This window comes from Moraxella sp. CTOTU47724 (assembly GCF_032014955.1).
Lineage (GTDB): Bacteria > Pseudomonadota > Gammaproteobacteria > Pseudomonadales > Moraxellaceae > Faucicola > Faucicola tetraodonis.
In genome coordinates this window covers 138,285-157,348 of record NZ_DALZSV010000001.1, presented here as the reverse complement: position 1 = coordinate 157,348, position 19,064 = coordinate 138,285, and the positions used below count along the sequence as shown (strand labels likewise).

General features: G+C 43.5%; 13 protein-coding genes and 1 tRNA gene. 13 read left to right on the top strand and 1 reads right to left on the bottom strand.

Translation table 11 applies throughout. From position 1 onward, the window contains the following. The 13 genes from RTR63_RS00700 to RTR63_RS00640 form a co-directional block, all read left to right on the top strand. The coding region (locus tag RTR63_RS00700) for a glutamate ligase domain-containing protein (protein ID WP_409418174.1) at window positions 1-356 on the top strand (356 nt) is incomplete at its 5' end. Window positions 357-518: 162 nt separating this feature from the next. Beyond that, window positions 519-1,853: an SPOR and LysM peptidoglycan-binding domain-containing protein gene (locus RTR63_RS00695; RefSeq protein ID WP_312522119.1), complete on the top strand. Its 1,335-nt coding sequence runs from the start codon at window positions 519-521 to the stop codon at window positions 1,851-1,853. A 156-nt stretch (window positions 1,854-2,009) separates the two neighbouring features. Beyond that, entirely contained in the window at window positions 2,010-2,522 is a 513-nt protein-coding gene (locus RTR63_RS00690) for a DUF2726 domain-containing protein (protein WP_309591632.1), read from the top strand. 73 nt (window positions 2,523-2,595) lie between these two features. Next, window positions 2,596-2,671: transfer RNA gene (locus tag RTR63_RS00685), tRNA-Trp, on the top strand. Window positions 2,672-2,744: 73 nt separating this feature from the next. Continuing rightward, window positions 2,745-3,212: a preprotein translocase subunit SecE gene (gene secE / locus RTR63_RS00680; protein WP_138018876.1), complete on the top strand. Its 468-nt coding sequence runs from the start codon at window positions 2,745-2,747 to the stop codon at window positions 3,210-3,212. 139 nt (window positions 3,213-3,351) lie between these two features. After that, the gene (nusG, locus tag RTR63_RS00675) at window positions 3,352-3,882 is read left to right on the top strand and encodes a transcription termination/antitermination protein NusG (protein ID WP_007116399.1); all 531 of its coding nucleotides are present in this window, start codon (window positions 3,352-3,354) and stop codon (window positions 3,880-3,882) included. A 198-nt stretch (window positions 3,883-4,080) separates the two neighbouring features. Then, on the top strand, window positions 4,081-4,512 hold the full coding sequence (gene rplK / locus RTR63_RS00670) for a 50S ribosomal protein L11 (protein WP_036597691.1): 432 nt from the start codon (window positions 4,081-4,083) through the stop codon (window positions 4,510-4,512). Continuing rightward, the gene (gene rplA / locus RTR63_RS00665) at window positions 4,513-5,211 is read left to right on the top strand and encodes a 50S ribosomal protein L1 (protein ID WP_060996316.1); all 699 of its coding nucleotides are present in this window, start codon (window positions 4,513-4,515) and stop codon (window positions 5,209-5,211) included. Window positions 5,212-5,509: 298 nt separating this feature from the next. After that, window positions 5,510-6,019, top strand: coding sequence for a 50S ribosomal protein L10 (gene rplJ / locus RTR63_RS00660; protein WP_007116396.1), 510 nt, complete (start codon window positions 5,510-5,512; stop codon window positions 6,017-6,019). 69 nt (window positions 6,020-6,088) lie between these two features. Beyond that, window positions 6,089-6,460, top strand: coding sequence for a 50S ribosomal protein L7/L12 (gene rplL / locus RTR63_RS00655; RefSeq protein WP_036597696.1), 372 nt, complete (start codon window positions 6,089-6,091; stop codon window positions 6,458-6,460). A 538-nt stretch (window positions 6,461-6,998) separates the two neighbouring features. Continuing rightward, complete coding sequence (gene rpoB, locus RTR63_RS00650; RefSeq protein ID WP_312522117.1) at window positions 6,999-11,117, top strand: DNA-directed RNA polymerase subunit beta; 4,119 nt, start codon at window positions 6,999-7,001, stop codon at window positions 11,115-11,117. Window positions 11,118-11,260: 143 nt separating this feature from the next. Continuing rightward, window positions 11,261-15,493: a DNA-directed RNA polymerase subunit beta' gene (rpoC, locus tag RTR63_RS00645; protein ID WP_312522115.1), complete on the top strand. Its 4,233-nt coding sequence runs from the start codon at window positions 11,261-11,263 to the stop codon at window positions 15,491-15,493. 97 nt (window positions 15,494-15,590) lie between these two features. Next, window positions 15,591-16,109: a DUF6586 family protein gene (locus RTR63_RS00640; protein WP_312522113.1), complete on the top strand. Its 519-nt coding sequence runs from the start codon at window positions 15,591-15,593 to the stop codon at window positions 16,107-16,109. A 75-nt stretch (window positions 16,110-16,184) separates the two neighbouring features. On the opposite strand, the gene RTR63_RS00635 is transcribed toward RTR63_RS00640, so the two are convergent. Continuing rightward, window positions 16,185-18,911 carry a penicillin-binding protein 1A gene (locus RTR63_RS00635; protein WP_312522111.1) on the bottom strand — a complete coding sequence of 909 codons (2,727 nt, stop codon included), beginning with the start codon at window positions 18,909-18,911 and terminating at the stop codon, window positions 16,185-16,187. Window positions 18,912-19,064: the final 153 nt, after the last annotated feature.

The following is a 19,064-nucleotide window of genomic DNA, read 5'->3' as shown; positions in this document are numbered from 1 at the left end:
CGCCGTATGTACATGCCTACCAACGCCAGCATCCAACCGCCAAATTGCATTTGGTGATATCCATGCTCGCTGATAAAGACATCGAGCCCGTGCTCGCCCATCTACAGCAATTCTCCCAGACGGTGATGCCGATTGACAGTGTTCACAGCGGCGTTATATCTCACCCTAGAGCGAGTAGCCAAGAGCGCTTAACTGAGCTGTTACCGCGCTATTTTAATTCTGTATGTGTTTTTGAGGATTTGAGTTTAGCGACCCAATCTGTGATTGACCGAAGCCAAGATAATGACCTGATTTTGGTGTGTGGTTCTTTTTATACCATCAGCGGTGTACTGACCAGCCAATCACTGAGTGAATAACGAATTTGTGCGTCAAATGATTTTACTTTTCAAAATTTTCAGTTAATATCTCAACAATGGTAAAAACTGCTCACGCGAATTTTGCTATGATTAGTCAAAATTCATTGATTTTTATAGGTTGAAAAAATCATTTATCAAGACACATAAACTAGGGTAATTGGCATGAAATTTTCTAAGCAAGCATTATTGGGTACAACGGTATTGTTAGGCGGTAGCGTGTTGTTATATGCCACTATGCACCAAGTCTTAAACGCGCCTGCCAAACCTGCAGCCAATAGCCAACAAGTTATCGCTAAACCCACGACAGATAAACAATCGGCAATCAGCAACGAGCCACTCACTGCGGATGTCGCAACCGAAAAAAATTTGCTGGCACAAAAACAAAAAGAACGGGAGCAACGAGTCGCTGCGCAAGAACAACAAGCCCAGCAATACATGACCGAGCAACAGCGGATTGAAGCCAAAGCTTTAGCGCGTAGCCGTGCTGAAAATCAACTGTATGCCAACAAAAATGCCGCCAATACCAATTCGGTGGTTGCCAGCTCAGTGACCGCGATTACCCAACCTGTGGTAAAGCCCCGACCCGTTGACACGGTCGCCGCGCCACCACAAACGCAAGCTGCAGTACCCAATAGCGCACAAAATACTGCACAGAGCCAAAGCGCTGCGCAAACTAAAGTACAAGCAGCTACGCCAACGCCCACAGTGGCAGCACCCGTCGTCGCACAGCCACAGCCCGTGGCAAAAACCACCCCTAACAATACTGGTGCCTATCAAGTCAAGGCAGGCGAGGGGTTGATAGGGTTATCACGTCGCTACAATGTGCCAGTCGACGTATTGGCAAGCGTCAATAATCTCAACACCACCAGCAGCTTACGTGTCGGGCAAACTATCACCATCCCGACTGCGGCACAAGTTAACCGTATTACCCAACAAACTCAAGCGCGAGAGCAACAACGTCAAAATGAGATTGCTCGCAAAAAGCAAGAAGCTGAACAAAAAAAGCAACAGGCGCTACTGCAGCAGCAGCAAGAAGTCGCCCGTAAAAAACAAGAAGCCGCGCAAAAAGAGCAGCAAAAACAGCAAGAAATCGCTCGTAAAAAGCAAGAAGCCCAGTTAAGAGAGCAGTTAAAAGAGCAAAAACGTCAACAAGAAATCGCCCAAAAAAAATTAGAAGCTCAGCAACAAGCCCAGAAAAAACAAGCATTCCAAGCGGCACAAGACAATTTAAGGCAGGCGCGTCAGACGGTGAAACAAACGGATGTTAAAGGCACATTTGGGGTACAAGTTGCATTGGCAACCGACCAAAAAAAAGCCAGTGAAATCACCCAAAAATTACAAGCGGCAGGCTATAAAGTCAAAACCACCCAAACGAGTAAAGGGGTACGTATCGTCGTAGGTCCAGAAAAAGGCAAAGTTGCTGCCTTGGCGCTCAAAGACAAGCTTAATAACGATAGCCGTGTGGATGTCAATAGCGGCTGGGTGCTTTACTGGTAACCTTTTTAAAGCCAAACTATCCAAATAAGGCAAACCAATCTAAACAATGCGACATTTTGTGTCGTATTATTTATTTACGCGCTTGTGAAAATCACCCAATAGAGGAATAATGCTGCCTTGTGGTAGTTATCCTGTTGATAAAAGTGTGTGGTTATTGTGACAATTTTTTTAGTGTTAGCGTTTGTGTTGTTTATCCTGTTAGTGTTTGCCTTTCGCAGTAGTGGCAGTAGCCATGAAGAGGTTATTAAGCCCGTTCGGGGAGATGAATTAGCAGTATGGCCGTTTGAGCCGATGCCAATCATGACGCCGACTGAAGTAATATTTTTTAATCGCTTGCAGCAGGCGGTACCTGAGCTGATTATTTTTGGGCAAGTACAGCTATCGCGTATTATTATGCCAAATGACGATGACGATACTGAGCAAGGCTTTTGGTTTAATCGTATTTGTCGTATGAGTGTTGACTATGTGCTGGTCGATCAAGACAAGCAAACCGTACTATTGGCAATTGAATTAGACGACTGGACGCACAACACTCGCCGCCGTCAGCAGCAAGATGAAAAAAAAGACAAAGCGCTGTTGAGCGCAGGCATTTCGATATTACGAATCGATGGGGAAGCCATGCCGGATGCTGCACATTTACGCCGCAAAATCTTAGCGATACTAGGTTAAGATTAAAATCGCAAAAAACTGTAGAAAGTGTTGCATTCAAAAAAAAACTCGCTATAATACTCAAACTCAACATAGGCGATTAGTTCAATTGGTAGAGCGTCGGTCTCCAAAACCGAATGTTGGGGGTTCGAGTCCCTCATCGCCTGCCACATTTTAGTTAGGTTAGCGTGTACGCTGTATTCTAATAATAAAATACGTTTTAATGATAGACAGGGCAGCCTTATGAAACAAATGCTAGAGAACAAACTAGCAGAGCTCAATGGCAAAAGGATGTCTGGTGAAAAAGTGGTTGTCCACGAACCTGCTGCTATTGAGATTGCCAAACGACACTCCCCTAAAGATTTTGCCCTGTGGATTTTTGCTTTTGTCGCATTAATCAGCGCAACTTTAGTCAATCAATATTTACCCGCATATTGGCAACCCGCTAGCAGTTTATGGACGCGCGTGGCTGTTATTGCTGGACTAATCATTGCTGCATTATTGGCACTGGCATTGACCAACCAAGGCAGTGCTTTTAAGACACTTTTGCAAGATTCCCGCGTTGAATTACGCCGTGTGACTTGGCCGACCAAACAAGAAACCCTTGAATATACTTGGCAAGTTGCGGTAGTGGCTGGGATATTAGCCTTTATCGTGTGGTTATTAGATACCGTATTTAGCCAGTTGATTCAATACGTCATTGGTCAATAGCAAAAATTTAGCCAAACCCTTTTATTTGACCCACATCTGTGGGTTTTTATCTATCTAGCAATATCAATATTTTACCTGCATTGCTCATATTTGGTATAGTAGGCGATGTGTTTAGCAATGAATTAGAGGAAGATTATCCATGCGTTGGTATATCGTACAAGCATTTTCAGGCTTTGAAAAACAAGTGCAGCGTTCATTGATTGAACGTATCAATCGCAGCGAATACAAAGAATCGTTTGGTCAAGTACTCGTCCCAACCGAAGAAGTTATCGAAATGCGGGATGGCAAAAAACGCAAATCTGAGCGTAAATTCTTCCCAGGTTACGTATTGATTGAAATGGATATGAACGACAACACATGGCACTTAGTTAAAGACTGTCCACGTGTGATGGGTTTTATTGGCGGTACGCCAGAAAATCCTGCGCCGATTACCCCAAAAGAAGCCGATACCATTTTGAATCGTTTAAATACCAACGAAAATAAACCGCGTCCAAAAACCTTATTTGAGCCAGGTGAAGAAGTATTGGTTATCGATGGTCCGTTTACCGAGTTTAGAGGCTTGGTGGAAAAAGTGGATTACGAAAAATCACGCTTACAGTTGACTGTCAATGTCTTTAACCGTCCAACACCGGTTGAGTTAGAATTTAAGCAAGTAGAAAAAATTAACTAATTTTTAATTTGAATCTACTAATAAAATTGTAACTAAGTGCCAAATTTAGCAATTTTTGCTTTACCTAAGTAAAAATTCGCTTATAATATGGCACTTTATTTTTTCTGTTGTCTGCAAGATTGACAATATCACCCGGGGAGCCAGATAGCCATTCGATGAGTGGGAGTCTAGCGCTATTACCCATAACAGGAGTCTATCATGGCTAAAAAGATTGATGGTTACATCAAACTACAAGTGCCAGCTGGTAAAGCTAATCCATCACCACCTATCGGTCCAGCATTGGGTCAAAAAGGTGTGAACATCATGGCATTCTGTAAAGAGTTCAACGCAGCTACTTCTAGCATGGAACCAGGTCTACCTGTTCCCGTTGAAATCACGGTTTACAACGACAAATCGTTCACCTTCATCATGAAGTCACCACCAGCGGCGTTCTTAATTCGCAAAGCTGCAGGTGCTGCTAAAGGTTCAGGCGTACCGAACAAAACTAAAGTAGGTAAAGTTGACCGTGCACAGTTAGAAGAAATTGCTAACACTAAAAATGCTGACTTAACTGCTGCTGACTTAGAAGCTGCGGTTCGCACATTGGCGGGTACTGCTCGCTCAATGGGTATTGACGTGGAGGGCGTGTAAATGGCTAAATTAACTAAACGTCAAAAAGCAATCGCTGAAAGCTATGATGCGAACAAACAATACACATTGACTGAAGCGGTGGAAATCCTAAATAAATTACCACCTGCAAAATTCAAAGAGTCAATCGATATTGCTATCAATCTAGGCGTTGACCCACGTAAATCTGACCAAGTGGTTCGTGGTGCTACTAACCTACCTGCAGGTACCGGTAAAACCAAACGTGTTGCCGTGTTTGCACAAGGTGCAGCAGCTGATGCAGCAAAAGAAGCGGGTGCTGATATCGTAGGTTTTGAAGACCTAGCAGAAAGCATCAAAGCAGGTAACATGGACTTTGATGTTGTGATTGCGTCGCCTGATGCAATGCGCGTTGTTGGTCAATTAGGTACAATTTTAGGTCCACGTGGTTTAATGCCAAACCCTAAAGTAGGTACAGTTACCCCTAACGTTGCTGAAGCGGTTAAAAACACCAAAGCGGGTCAGGCAACTTACCGTGTTGATAAAGCGGGTATTATCCATACTACAATTGGTCAAGTAGGCTTTAGCGCTGAACAAATCGAGCAAAATGCGTCTGCATTAATCGCTGATTTGAAAAAAGCAAAACCTGCGACCTCAAAAGGTATTTATATCAAAAAAATCACCCTATCAAGCACGATGGGTCCTGGCATCAACTTAGATGCAGTTCCTTATCGTAATGCCTAAGCTTTAAAGCTTAATGGTGAATTTTTAACATATTATAAATTTAGTTCAGCACAAACGGGTTGTGCTGTCTAAGACCGTAGGTTCTATTGGTTTAATCATAATTCTATTGGTTTAATCGTAAATAGTTTAATTGTGAAAGTTTTTCACAGCCTACGCAGACGGGATGGCAGTTTAATTTATCATTGACTGCCACCGTATCGGAGTGATAATAAGTTGTAATTTAACTTATTATATTAACTAAGTTTATTGGTGCCCTAAGTTAATCATAACTAGGAAACTGATAATATGGAGACAACCCATGGCATTAAATCTTCAAGACAAACAAGCGATTGTTGCTGAAGTAAGTGAATCTGCCAAAGGTGCCCTTTCTGCTGTTGTTGCCGATGCTCGTGGCGTGACAGTAGGTAAAATGACCCAGCTACGTAAAGAAGCTCGTGCAGCGGGTGTTGATATGCGTATCGTGCGTAATACTTTATTACGTCGTGCCTTAGAAGACACTAACTACACTGTGTTAAATGACGTATTTGTAGGTCCAACACTTATCGCATTCTCAACTGAACATCCAGGTGCTGCGGCACGTTTGTTCAAAGAATTTGCTAAAACAAACGATAAGTTTGAAATTAAAGGCGCAGCTTTTGAAGGCGAGTTTATCGCTGCTAAAGATATCGATCGTTTAGCAAGCTTACCAACTTACGACGAAGCGATTGCGCGCTTAATGGGTACGATGAAAGAAGCCGCTGCAGGCAAATTTGTTCGTACTTTGGCAGCATTACGCGACAAAATGCAAGGTGAAGGCGAAGCAGCTTAATTTATTTAAGCAAACTCACCTACGCTTAGCATTTTTTAAACCAAATTCACTTATTTAGGAATACACATCATGGCATTAACTAACCAAGAAATTCTTGATGCAATCGCTGAAAAATCAGTAATGGAAATTGTAGATCTTATCTCTGCAATGGAAGAAAAATTTGGCGTATCAGCCGCTGCACTAGCAGCAGCACCTGCAGCAGCCGGTGACGCACCTGCAGCAGAAGAAAAAGACGACTTCAACGTCGTATTAACTGGCGCTGGCGACAAGAAAGTAGCTGTTATTAAAGCAGTTCGCGAAATCACTGGCTTGGGCTTAAAAGAAGCTAAAGACCTAGTTGAAGGCGCACCACAAACTGTTAAAGAAGGCGTAGCGAAAGCTGAAGCTGAAGAATTGAAGAAAAAATTAGAAGAAGCAGGCGCATCAGTAGAATTGAAATAATTCTCGCACCTAAGTTTTCTAAACTTCAAAAAGCCATTATTGCACTTGCAATAATGGCTTTTTTTTATTATAATCATTCTCTTGACCTTTCGTGTCTGATTGAATATAAGATGGCACACGCACCAAGGACAGAATTGTTCCATGCAAGTTAGAAAGTCTGGTAATGCGTAAAAAAACTTGAGCTAAATACCCCAAAGGTGTTTGGCTTTTTGTCGTCTCTACAGTTTTTGTTTGTATCGATTTTATATTATATCGCTGATTGGGTTATGCATCCTGTGATGATTAACTTATCCGCTGATTGAGCAAGGTTTTAAGATTTCCGTTAGGAAATTGGATTTAAGTTGGTGACCTAAGACTGTAGGGATTGGGTCATCAAATCTTTTAAAAATAGATTCCATCGTTAATAAATGCGCAAAAAACTTAATTTCCTAACAGGAAATGTGGTGATTTGTGGCTTTATCAGTGCACAGCAGTATCAGTGCACTGAAGTATTGATAGATGGGTAGGCATTAACGCTTTGAATGTTTAAGGACTTTTAATGGCATACTCGTATACTGAAAAAAAACGCATTCGTAAAAGTTTTGCAAAGTTGCCCACCGTCATGGACGTGCCATACTTATTGGCCATCCAAGTTGACTCGTATGAGCAATTTTTGCAAGAAAATAAAAAGCCAAAAGGTCGGGAAAACATTGGTTTACAAGCCGCTTTTAATTCTATTTTCCCTATTGAAAGCCATACTGGCAATGCCGAGCTACAATTTGTTGAATACTATCTAGGTGCACCAGAGTTTGATGTGCGCGAATGTATTTTACGTGGTTCAACCTATGCAGCGCCATTACGTGTCAAAATCCGTTTGGTCATCAAAGACAAAGATGTCAAAGACAAAGATGCCAAAGCGGCAATTAAAGATATCCGTGAACAAAGCGTCTATATGGGTGAAATCCCATTGATGACCGAAAACGGTACTTTTGTGATTAATGGTACTGAGCGTGTCATCGTATCGCAGTTACACCGTTCACCAGGGGTATTCTTTGACCATGACAAAGGCAAATCACATTCAAGTGGTAAAGTGTTGTATAACGCCCGTATTATTCCTTACCGTGGTTCATGGTTAGACTTTGAATTTGATGCCAAAGACTTGGTGTTTGCTCGTATTGACCGTCGTCGTAAATTATTGGCAACAGTGATTTTGCATGCCATTGGGATGAATACACAGCAAATTTTAGATGCGTTTTATGAAAAAACCCACGTCTATAAAGGTGATGAGCAATTTGAAATCGATCTTGTCACTGACCGTTTACGCGGTGAAATGGCGCAGTTTGAAATCGTTTCACCTGATGGCGAAGTGATTGTCGAACAGGGCAAACGTATCAACGCGCGCGCGATTCGTAAAATCGAACAAGCCGGTATGACTAAATTGCCTGTGCCTGATGAATACCTGTATGAACGTATTTTGGCACAAGATATCGTTGTGGATGATGAAGTCATTGCACGCGCTAACCAATTGCTTGACCACGAGACTTTGGTCAAAATCAGCAATAACGGTATTAAAGAATTTGATATCTTATTCACTAACGATATCGATCATGGTTCATACATCGCCGATACACTGCGCGCGGATACTGCGATGAGCCGTGAAGAAGCGTTGATTGAAATATACAAAGTGATGCGTCCAGGTGAACCACCAACACTCGATACGGCTGAAAAACTGTTTGAATCGATGTTTTTTAACGCAGACCGCTATGATTTATCAAATGTCGGTCGCATGAAGTTCAACCGTCGTTTGGGCCGTGCCTATGAGCCAACCAATGACCCTGATGTGCAGCGTGAACGCAGTGTGTTGACCAACGAAGATATTATTGACGTATTAAAAATGTTGATTGAAATTCGTGATGGTCGTGGGGTAGTGGACGATATTGACCATTTAGGTAACCGCCGTGTCCGTTCAGTCGGTGAGATGACAGAAAATCAATTTCGCGTGGGTCTAGTCCGTGTTGAGCGTGCTGTTAAAGAGCGTTTAAGCTCAGCTGAAACAGATAACTTATCACCACAAGATTTGATCAACTCAAAACCTGTGGCAGCCGCTATTAAAGAGTTCTTTGGTTCATCACAATTGTCACAATTCATGGACCAAAACAACCCGTTGTCAGAAATCACCCATAAGCGTCGTGTTTCTGCATTAGGTCCAGGTGGTTTAACACGTGAACGTGCAGGCTTTGAAGTCCGTGACGTACACCAAACCCATTATGGTCGTGTGTGTCCGATTGAAACCCCTGAGGGTCCAAACATCGGTCTAATCAACTCACTAGCTGTTTATGCTAAAACCAATGAATTTGGTTTCTTAGAAACTCCGTATCGTAAAGTAGTCGACGGTAAAGTAACGGATGAAATCGAGTATTTATCAGCGATTGAAGAAGTGGGTACTGTGATTGCACAAGCGGATTCGCCGATTGATGAAAGCGGTCAATTGACAGAAGATTATGTCTCTGTGCGTAACTATGGTGAATTTGTACGTATGGCACCAGAGAAAGTGACCCATATGGACGTATCACCGCGTCAGGTTGTGTCTGTGGCAGCAAGTTTGATTCCATTCTTGGAACATGATGATGCCAACCGTGCCTTGATGGGTTCAAACATGCAGCGCCAAGCGGTACCCACTTTACGGTCGGATAAACCACTGGTTGGAACGGGTATGGAACGTCACGTTGCCCGTGACTCCGGTGTGTGTGTGACTGCCAAACGTGGCGGCGTCATTATGGACGTGGATGCGAGCCGTGTCGTTGTAAAAGTGAATGAAGATGAAATGCAAGCGGGCGAAGCGGGTATTGATATCTACAACTTAATCAAATACACCCGTTCAAACCAAAATACCTGTATTAACCAACGCATTATCGTCAACCAAGGTGATGTCATTGCGCGCGGGGATATCTTGGCAGATGGTCCATCAACCGATTTGGGTGAGTTGGCATTGGGTCAAAACATGCGTGTGGCGTTTATGCCTTGGAACGGTTATAACTTCGAAGACTCGATTTTGTTATCGGAGCGTGTGGTTAAAGAAGATCGTTTTACCACCATCCATATCCAAGAATTAACCTGTGTGGCGCGTGATACCAAATTGGGTACGGAAGAAATCACTGGCGATATTCCAAACGTGGGTGAAGCAGCCCTAGCTAATTTGGATGAAGCAGGTATCGTCTATATTGGTGCGGAAGTACAAGGTGGCGATATCTTGGTGGGTAAAGTGACACCAAAAGGTGAAACGCAGCTCACCCCTGAAGAAAAACTACTTCGTGCAATTTTTGGTGAAAAAGCCGCGGACGTTAAAGATACGTCGTTGCGAGTGCCTTCTTCTACCAAAGGTACGGTGATTGACGTCCAAGTCTTTACCCGTGATGGTGTAGAAAAAGACAGCCGTGCGCAAGCTATCGAAAAAGCCCAGCTTGATAGCTATCGTAAAGACTTAAAAGAAGAATTGCGTATCTTTGAAAACGCCGCACGCGGTCGCATTATTTCATTGCTTGACGGTCAGACTGTCAGTGGTGGCGCGGGCTTAAAATCAGGTACGGTATTGAGTGAAGACTCAATGCAAGACATGTCACTTGAAACATTGCTGGATATTCAGCCAACCCAAGAAGATACCGCAGAGCGTTTATCACAAATTGGTGACTTTTTAACCGATAAACAAAAAGAAATCGATGAAAAATTCACTGAGAAAAAACGCAAATTAACGGCAGGTGATGACTTAACGCATGGTGTGCAAAAAATCGTCAAAGTGTATTTGGCAGTAAAACGTCGTATTCAGCCAGGTGACAAAATGGCGGGTCGTCATGGTAACAAAGGGGTGGTATCACGTATCATGCCGATTGAAGACATGCCATATGATGAAAACGGCAACCCAGTGGATGTGGTACTAAACCCACTCGGTGTACCATCGCGGATGAACGTCGGTCAGATTCTAGAAACTCACTTAGGCGGTGCAGCACGTGGTTTGGGCATCAAGATTGATGAGATGATCAAACAACAAGCGGCAGTTGCTGAGTTACGTGATTTCTTAGACAAAATCTACAACCAAATTGGCGGCGAGCAAGTGGACTTAGGCAGCATCAGTGATGAAGAAATCATTGCGATGTCAAAAAATCTACGTGCGGGCGTACCAATGGGTACCGCAGTATTTGATGGCGCTAAAGAACAGCAAATCAAAGGCTTGCTAGAATTAGCGGGTATGCCAACCTCAGGTCAACAAGTATTGTTTGATGGTCGTACCGGTCAACAATTTGATCGTCCGGTGACCGTAGGTTACATGTACATGCTCAAACTCAACCACTTGGTTGACGACAAAATGCACGCACGTTCAACGGGTTCTTACTCACTGGTTACCCAGCAGCCATTGGGTGGTAAAGCCCAGTTTGGTGGTCAGCGCTTCGGTGAGATGGAAGTTTGGGCACTTGAAGCTTACGGTGCTGCTTATACATTGCAAGAGATGTTGACGGTGAAATCCGATGACGTGGAAGGTCGTACCCGCATGTACAAAAACATCGTCGATGGTGAACAGAACATGTCAGCTGGTATGCCAGAATCGTTCAACGTATTGACCAAAGAGATTAAGTCATTGGGTATCAATATTGAGTTAAAAGATCATAGCAAAAGTAAAAACTAAGTCATGATTGTGAGTATGGCGGCTTTAAACGTCACCATACTCAAACTCAATAGTTTACCTTGTTAATGACAAACGAATAAAAATTAACCTTAAATTGAAAGTCAATCTGTAGCGACCTTCAATTTAATCGATGGAGAAGCAGTTTGAAAGACTTATTAGACATCATGAAAAGCCCTGCCGACTCTGGTAACCAAGAGTTCGACAGCATTCAAATTTCTCTTGCCTCACCTGACACCATCAAATCTTGGTCGCATGGGGAAGTTAAAAAGCCTGAAACCATCAACTATCGTACTTTCAAACCAGAACGTGATGGTCTTTTTTGTGCCAAAATTTTTGGACCTGTTAAAGACTACGAATGCTTGTGTGGTAAATACAAACGCCGTAAATTCCAAGGCGTGATCTGTGAAAAATGTGGCGTTGAAGTGACCGCTGCCAAAGTACGCCGCGAGCGTATGGGTCACATTGAGCTAGCAAGTCCAGTCGCCCATATTTGGTTCTTAAAATCATTACCAAGCCGTATTGGTCTACTACTTGATATGACTTTGCGTGATATCGAGCGCGTATTGTATTTTGAAAGCTATGTAGTGACTGACGCAGGTTTAACTACCCTTGAAAAATACCAGTTGCTCGATGATGAAGATTACTTCAAAGCGCTTGAAGAGTTTGGTGATGAATTCACCGCAAAAATGGGTGCTGAAGCGGTGCAAGACTTGCTGCGTGATATTGACGTGGATTTGGAAATCGACCAGTTACGTGAAGAAATTCCTAATACAGGTTCAGAAACCAAACTTAAAAAAATGTCAAAACGCCTGAAATTGCTTGAGTCATTCCGTGATTCAAACAATAAGCCAGAATGGATGGTAATGACCGTATTACCTGTATTGCCACCCGATTTGCGTCCATTGGTACCGCTTGAAGGGGGGCGTTTTGCCACTTCAGACTTAAATGATTTATATCGCCGCGTCATTAACCGTAACAACCGTTTAAAACGCTTGTTGGAACTCAATGCGCCTGACATCATCGTGCGTAACGAAAAACGTATGCTGCAAGAGTCAGTGGATGCGCTGCTTGACAACGGTCGCCGCGGTCGTGCGATTACAGGTAGCAACAAACGTCCTTTGAAATCTTTAGCCGATATGATTAAAGGTAAACAAGGCCGTTTCCGTCAAAACTTACTCGGTAAACGTGTTGACTATTCAGGTCGTTCGGTCATTACCGTGGGTCCATACCTGCGTCTACACCAATGTGGCTTGCCTAAAAAAATGGCACTTGAACTGTTCAAACCCTTTACTTATGCCAAACTTTTACAAAATGGCATCGCGACCACTATCAAAGCTGCTAAGAAAATGGTTGAGCGTGAAGAACCGGCAGTGTGGGATATGCTTGCCAGCGTGATTCGTGAGCACCCAGTGCTACTAAACCGTGCACCGACCCTCCATCGTTTGGGTTTGCAAGCATTTGAGCCTGTACTGATTGAAGGTAAAGCGATTCAGCTACATCCGCTAGTTTGTAGCGCGTTTAACGCCGACTTTGATGGTGACCAAATGGCGGTACACGTACCGTTAACCCTAGAAGCCCAGCTTGAAGCCCGTGCCTTGATGATGTCAACCAACAACATCTTGTCACCTGCCAATGGTGAGCCAATCATCACGCCATCACAAGACGTTGTATTGGGTTTGTATTACATCAGCCGTTCGCACATCAATGCCAAAGGCGAAAACATGACTTTCTCAAACGTGAAAGAAGTGTATCGCGCGCTAGGTACCGGTGATTTAAGCGTCAATGCCAAAATTAAAGTACGTATTGAAGAAACCACGTATGACGAAGAAGGCAATGCCAATACCCTTACCAAAATGGTTGATACCGTTGCGGGTCGCTGTTTGATTTGGAATATTACCCCAAAAGGTATGAGCTTTGAAGAAGTCAACAAAGAGATGACTAAGAAAAACATCGCTCGCCTTATCAATTCTTGCTACCGCAAAATGGGCGTGAAAGACAGCGTCATGTTTGCTGACCAATTGATGTATTTGGGTTTTGCCCAAGCGACGTTGTCAGGTGTATCCATTGGTATGGAAGATATGCTCATTCCACCTACCAAAAATAAAATCATCGAAGCGGCTGATGCAGAAGTTCGTGAGATTGAAAGCCAGTTTGAACAAGGCTTCGTGACCGCGGGTGAACGTTATAACAAAGTCATTGATATTTGGTCACGTACCAATGACCAAATCGCCAAAGCGATGATGGATAACCTATCACAAGATACCGTTGTCAACAGCCAAGGTGAAACGGAAAAAGAAAAATCGTTTAACTCGATTTATATCATGTCGGATTCAGGGGCGCGTGGTAGTGCCGCACAGATTCGTCAGTTGGCAGGTATGCGTGGTCTAATGGCAAAACCAGACGGCTCGATTATTGAAACCCCCATTAAAGCCAACTTCCGTGAAGGCTTAAGCGTTTTACAGTACTTTATCTCGACGCACGGTGCCCGTAAAGGTCTAGCCGATACCGCACTAAAAACCGCAAACTCAGGTTACTTAACCCGTCGCTTGGTTGACGTTGCGCAAGATTTGGTTATCACCCAGCCTGATTGTGGTACCGATAAAGGTATCTTGATGAAGCCACACATTGAAGGTGGTGAAATCATTGAGCAATTGGCTGACCGAGTGCTGGGCCGAGTCACTGCTAAAGATGTGATGTCAAATAAAACAGGCGAATTAGCCATCCCATCGGGTACCTTGCTCGATGAGCATTGGGTAAAAGTGCTTGATGAACATGGTATTGACGAAGTTTGGGTGCGTTCAGTGATTACTTGTGAAGTGCCACATGGCGTCTGTTCACAATGTTATGGTCGTGACTTAGCACGTGGTCACCGCGTCAATATTGGTGAGTCTGTGGGTGTTATGGCGGCGCAATCAATCGGTGAGCCGGGTACCCAGCTAACCATGCGTACCTTCCACGTGGGGGGTGCCGCGAGTGCCGCAGCCGTGGAAAACAGTATTCAGGTTAATAAAGGCGGTACTGTTCGCTTCCAAAACTTGAAATCTGTAAGCCATGCCGATGGTCATTTGGTAGTGGTCTCTCGCTCTGCAGAAATTAGTATTACCGATGAATTGGGCCGTGAGCGTGAGCGCTATAAAGCACCGTATGGTTCGTCAATTTTAGTGGCTGATGGCACTGAGGTTACCCCAGGTCAAACCATTGGTAAATGGGACCCCCACACCCATCCAATCATTACCGAGGTATCAGGTACCGCACGCTTTAGCGAAATCACCGATGGCTTAACCGCCACCATGAAAATCGATGAAGCAACAGGTATGAGTTCATACGAAATCTTGGCGACCAAAGACCGCCCAAGCTCAGGTAAAGATTTACGTCCTGCGATTATCCTTGATACCAAAGAGGGTAAAGAAGTGGTGTACTTCTTACCACAGCAAACCATCATTCGTGTGCGTGAAGGCGATGAAGTAACAACAGGTTCGATTTTAGGTCGTGTACCACAAGAATCATCAGGTACCAAAGATATTACCGGTGGTCTACCGCGTGTTGCTGACTTATTTGAAGCGCGTCGTCCAAAAGATCATGCGATTATGGCGGAAATGAGTGGTACAGTAAGCTTTGGTAAAGACACCAAAGGTAAAAACCGCTTTATCATTACCAATGATGATGGCGAAGTGCATGAAGAGTTGATTCCAAAATGGCGTCAAATCAACGTATTTGAGGGTGAACGTGTTGAGCGTGGCGAGGTGATTGCCGATGGTCCGCAAAACCCACACGATATTTTACGCTTAAAAGGTGAAACTGAGCTTGCCAACTACATCGTCAATGAAGTACAAGACGTTTACCGCTTACAAGGGGTAAAAATCAACGACAAGCATATTGAAGTGATTATTCGTCAGATGCTACGTAAAGTTGAAGTTACCGATGGCGGTGACTCAAGCTACTTCAAAGGTGACCAAGCTGAATACGCTGATATCGTCGCCATGAACAAAAAACTCGACGAAGAAAACAAATTCCCAGTCAAGTTTGACCGTTTATTGCTCGGTATCACCAAAGCCTCATTGGCAACTGAAAGCTTTATTTCTGCGGCGTCATTCCAAGAGACAACGCGCGTATTGACGGCGGCAGCAGTTACTGGCAAGATTGATGACTTACGTGGTCTAAAAGAAAACGTGGTTGTCGGTCGCTTGGTCCCATCAGGTACTGGTTTAGCTTACCATGCCCAGCGTCTAGAGAGCGGTAAAACCACCGCTACAGAAGCTACTGAAAATCAGCAGCTAGAAGCATTAGACACCTTGTTTGCCGAAAACATGGAGCCTGCGTCAATGTCATTTGAAGACAAATTTGCTGAAGAGTTTAATAGCCAAGATGCAAAATAAAGGTTAAATAATCGTTAATCAGTCATAAAAAGGCCGGTGCTTGCAACTGGCCTTTTTTTTCATCAAAATAGCCGTATCAAATGTCTAAGGAAACAATATGGCAGGTCGTGTTGCACGTTATCAAGCAGATAGAACCAATCAAAAAATGTATTTTTGCCGAATTTATTGTCAGCAAGCTGAACAGACGCCAAAAGGGCAATTACAGGAAGCACATATTGAAAGTGCGCTCATGCATTTGTACGGCGGCTATTTGGCATTTTTACAAGAAGTAGCACGCTATTATAATTTAACTATGCTAAACCCGAGTCTGCAATCAATTAGTGATGCGTTGGAGGCTAAAACCCAAGTATCACCTGAAGTCATACGGTTAAAGCAACTATTAGCTAATGATTATTTGGGGGATATCGAAAAAGCATGGCAGCAGATTATCTATAAACCTGTGCCCCAAAACCTCGGCAATGAGAGTGATGAAAGCAACAAAAATGCTAAATTGCCAGTGATTGATGTTATGGCAAGCCCATCAAGTACCAATATTTCAGTCGATATGATTCGCCAATGGCGTGGCGATTTGGTGGATACTATCGATAGTTTGCGAGAAGGGATGATTGAATTTTAATTGTTTAATCAACCTTGGTGCTTAGCAAAGACCATAAAAAAGCTCGATAATTAATCGAGCTTTTTTATTAACGACTCATTCGTTTAGTGGTTTATTGCTATTTAATTGAGCGTAGTTGATATTGTTACCCATCGTGGGCATCGGCACAGATGCTTGTTCCTCAGGGCGTTTTCGGGTAACCGCTTGCGGGGGTTTACTGTCATCACGGGTGATTTCATTGCCCTTGCTATCGACGCGTCTAGTACCATTGTCAGTAAGCTCAATGGTTTCCTGCTCTTGTTTTTTGGATTTGGCGCGATTATTCACTGACACCCATTCCACAGGTTGACCTTTGAGCATTTTAGAGGTGAAATCCATCCAAATAGGTAGCGCCGCCACGCCACCAAATTCTTTTTTACCCATACCGATGGGTTGGTCAAAACCGACCCAAACTGTCGTCACCATTCTGGGGTTGATACCGGCAAACCACGCATCTTTGGCATCATTGGTAGTACCTGTCTTGCCACCCAAATCTGAGCGACCTAACGCCCGTGCCTTAACCGCGGTACCGCGCTGGATGACATCACGTAAGATATTCGCCATTTGGAATGCCACGTTAGAAGAAAGAATACGGGGCGCTTGCTGCGCTGGAATATACTGAATAGGCATGGGTTTTAGCTTATCAGTGTCGGGACCGGCATCATATAGTTGCGCTTCAAGGGACGCTTGGCGTGCTAGCATTTGCTGAGTGCTGGCTTCTAATGCCGCTTCTTCTTTGCTAAGTTTTTTCTTATCTTGTTTGTTTAAACTGTCTTTTTCGTTGGTTTTAGCCAGTGGGTTTGCGTTGAATAAATCAGATTTTTCAGTCGCTTTATCGCCTGCTTGCATGTCTTTGCTTTGACCACTTAACAAAGCAGTTTGTTGTTCTTGGAAGGCAGTTAAGTTATCTTCATTGGTTTGCTGTAAATCATTGTTAAAACATACTGCACAGGCTTGTTTTGGGTTGGCTTGGTATTGCAGCTTACCGTTGTAGTCAAAAATTTGCTGAATAAAATAAGGTTGAATACGGTGACCGCCGTTGGCAAAGGTCGCATAGCCCGTAGCCATCTGTAATGGGGTCGCTTCACCAGAACCGAGTGCCAATGATAAGGTGTTTGGCATGCGTTCTTTTTCCAACCCAAATTCATTGAGTAGCTCACGTGTATCAGAGATACCCGCTGAACGTAGTACCCGAATCGATACTAAGTTACGTGATAGGTATAAACCTTTACGCAGTGGAATCATCCCCAAATTGCGACCATCTGAGTTCTTGGGTTTCCATGAGCCGACGGTCAATGGATCATCAGATATCATGGTATCTGGGCTAAAGCCTTTTTCTAGGGCAGTGGTATAGACTAATGGCTTGATAGTTGAGCCTGGTTGGCGATAACCTTGAATCGCGCGGTTAAATTTACTTTTATTAAAATCAAAGCCACCAACGACCGCAAGTAACGCGCCAGTTTCTGGATTGACCGATACTAGGCTACCTTCAACGGCTGGAATTTGCACCAAGCTCCAGCTGGTGTTGTCAGCATTTGATGTGACATACACAATATCATGCAGGTTGACGATGTTGTTTGAGATAAATGCTGAGTTGGGATTGCGATAGTGCAGCGTCGCCCAGCGCATGTTTGACCAAGGCACTTTAATCTGGGTACCGTTTTTCATAACCGCATCAAAGCCATTGCCAGGATAGACTTTGGTGACTTCAACCGGATAAAAAGAATGGATAACCGGGAAATTGGCAAGCTTGCCAAGTTTTTCTTTATCTTTTGTATTAGCAGGGGCGCCACGCCAACCGTGGCGGCGATCATAGGCAAATAGACCGCGTTTAATGGCGTTTTCTGCAATTTCTTGTGCTTCACTATTAATGGTAAGTTTCACACGCCAGCCCGAATTGATGACAGCTTCGCCATATTGCTCCACCAATGAGGCACGGGTCATTTCCGCCAAATACGGTAAGTTTTTATCAAGCTTTGCTTGGTATAGGCGCAGTCCAATGGGTGCGGCAACCGCTTCGTCGTGTTGCGCTTGGCTAATCGCGCCATTTTTAAGCATCTGACCCAAAATCCAGTTACGCCGCTCTAAGGCGCGCTCAGGGTTGGCAACAGGATTGTATTTTGATGGCGCTTTTGGCAGACCGGCAATCATTGCCATTTCTGCAATGGTTAGGTTATTTAATGATTTACTATAATATTGCTTAGCGGCAGCTTTAATCCCATACGCACCTTGACCCAAATAGATTTTATTAACATATAAGGTCATGATGTCTTGTTTAGACAGCTTTTCTTCAATTTTACGGGCTAAAAATAACTCCGTTAATTTACGATTAAGGGTACGTTCGGAGGATAAAAAATAATTTTTGGCAACCTGCTGGGTAATCGTTGACCCGCCTGTTTGGCTATCCTCGCTCACTGCTTCGGTCAGTGCGCGCCCAATGCCCTTAATACTGATACCACTGTGCTGAAAAAATGACGAATCTTCGGCTGCTAAAAAAGCATTCACCATATTTTTGGGAATTTGCTCATAACTCACTGGCAAAGACATATCATTACCGTATTGACCAATTAATTGGTTGTCCTCGGTATAGATTTGTAGTGGCATTGACAGCTTGGCTTTTTTAAGGTCATCTAGGCTTGGCAGGCTAGGTGATATATACATCGCCATACCATAAAAACCGATGGGGAAAGCTAATACCAAGATAAAAAGAAACGCTAAAATTGCAACCAAGAGATTGAGTAAAAATTTCATCCAAGTAAAGGTAGCAGCAGTCGACTGGGTCATAAAGTCATTAGCTCAAAGCAAAATAAAGCCCCATTATACCTAAAAAAATTTGAGTTCTGTGAAAAATCTATTTTGCTTTTATATTGTTTTTAAGCCACCTAATAAATTAGTCATAACTAATGGTTGAATCTCTGAAGCTTCTAAAGTATTGTA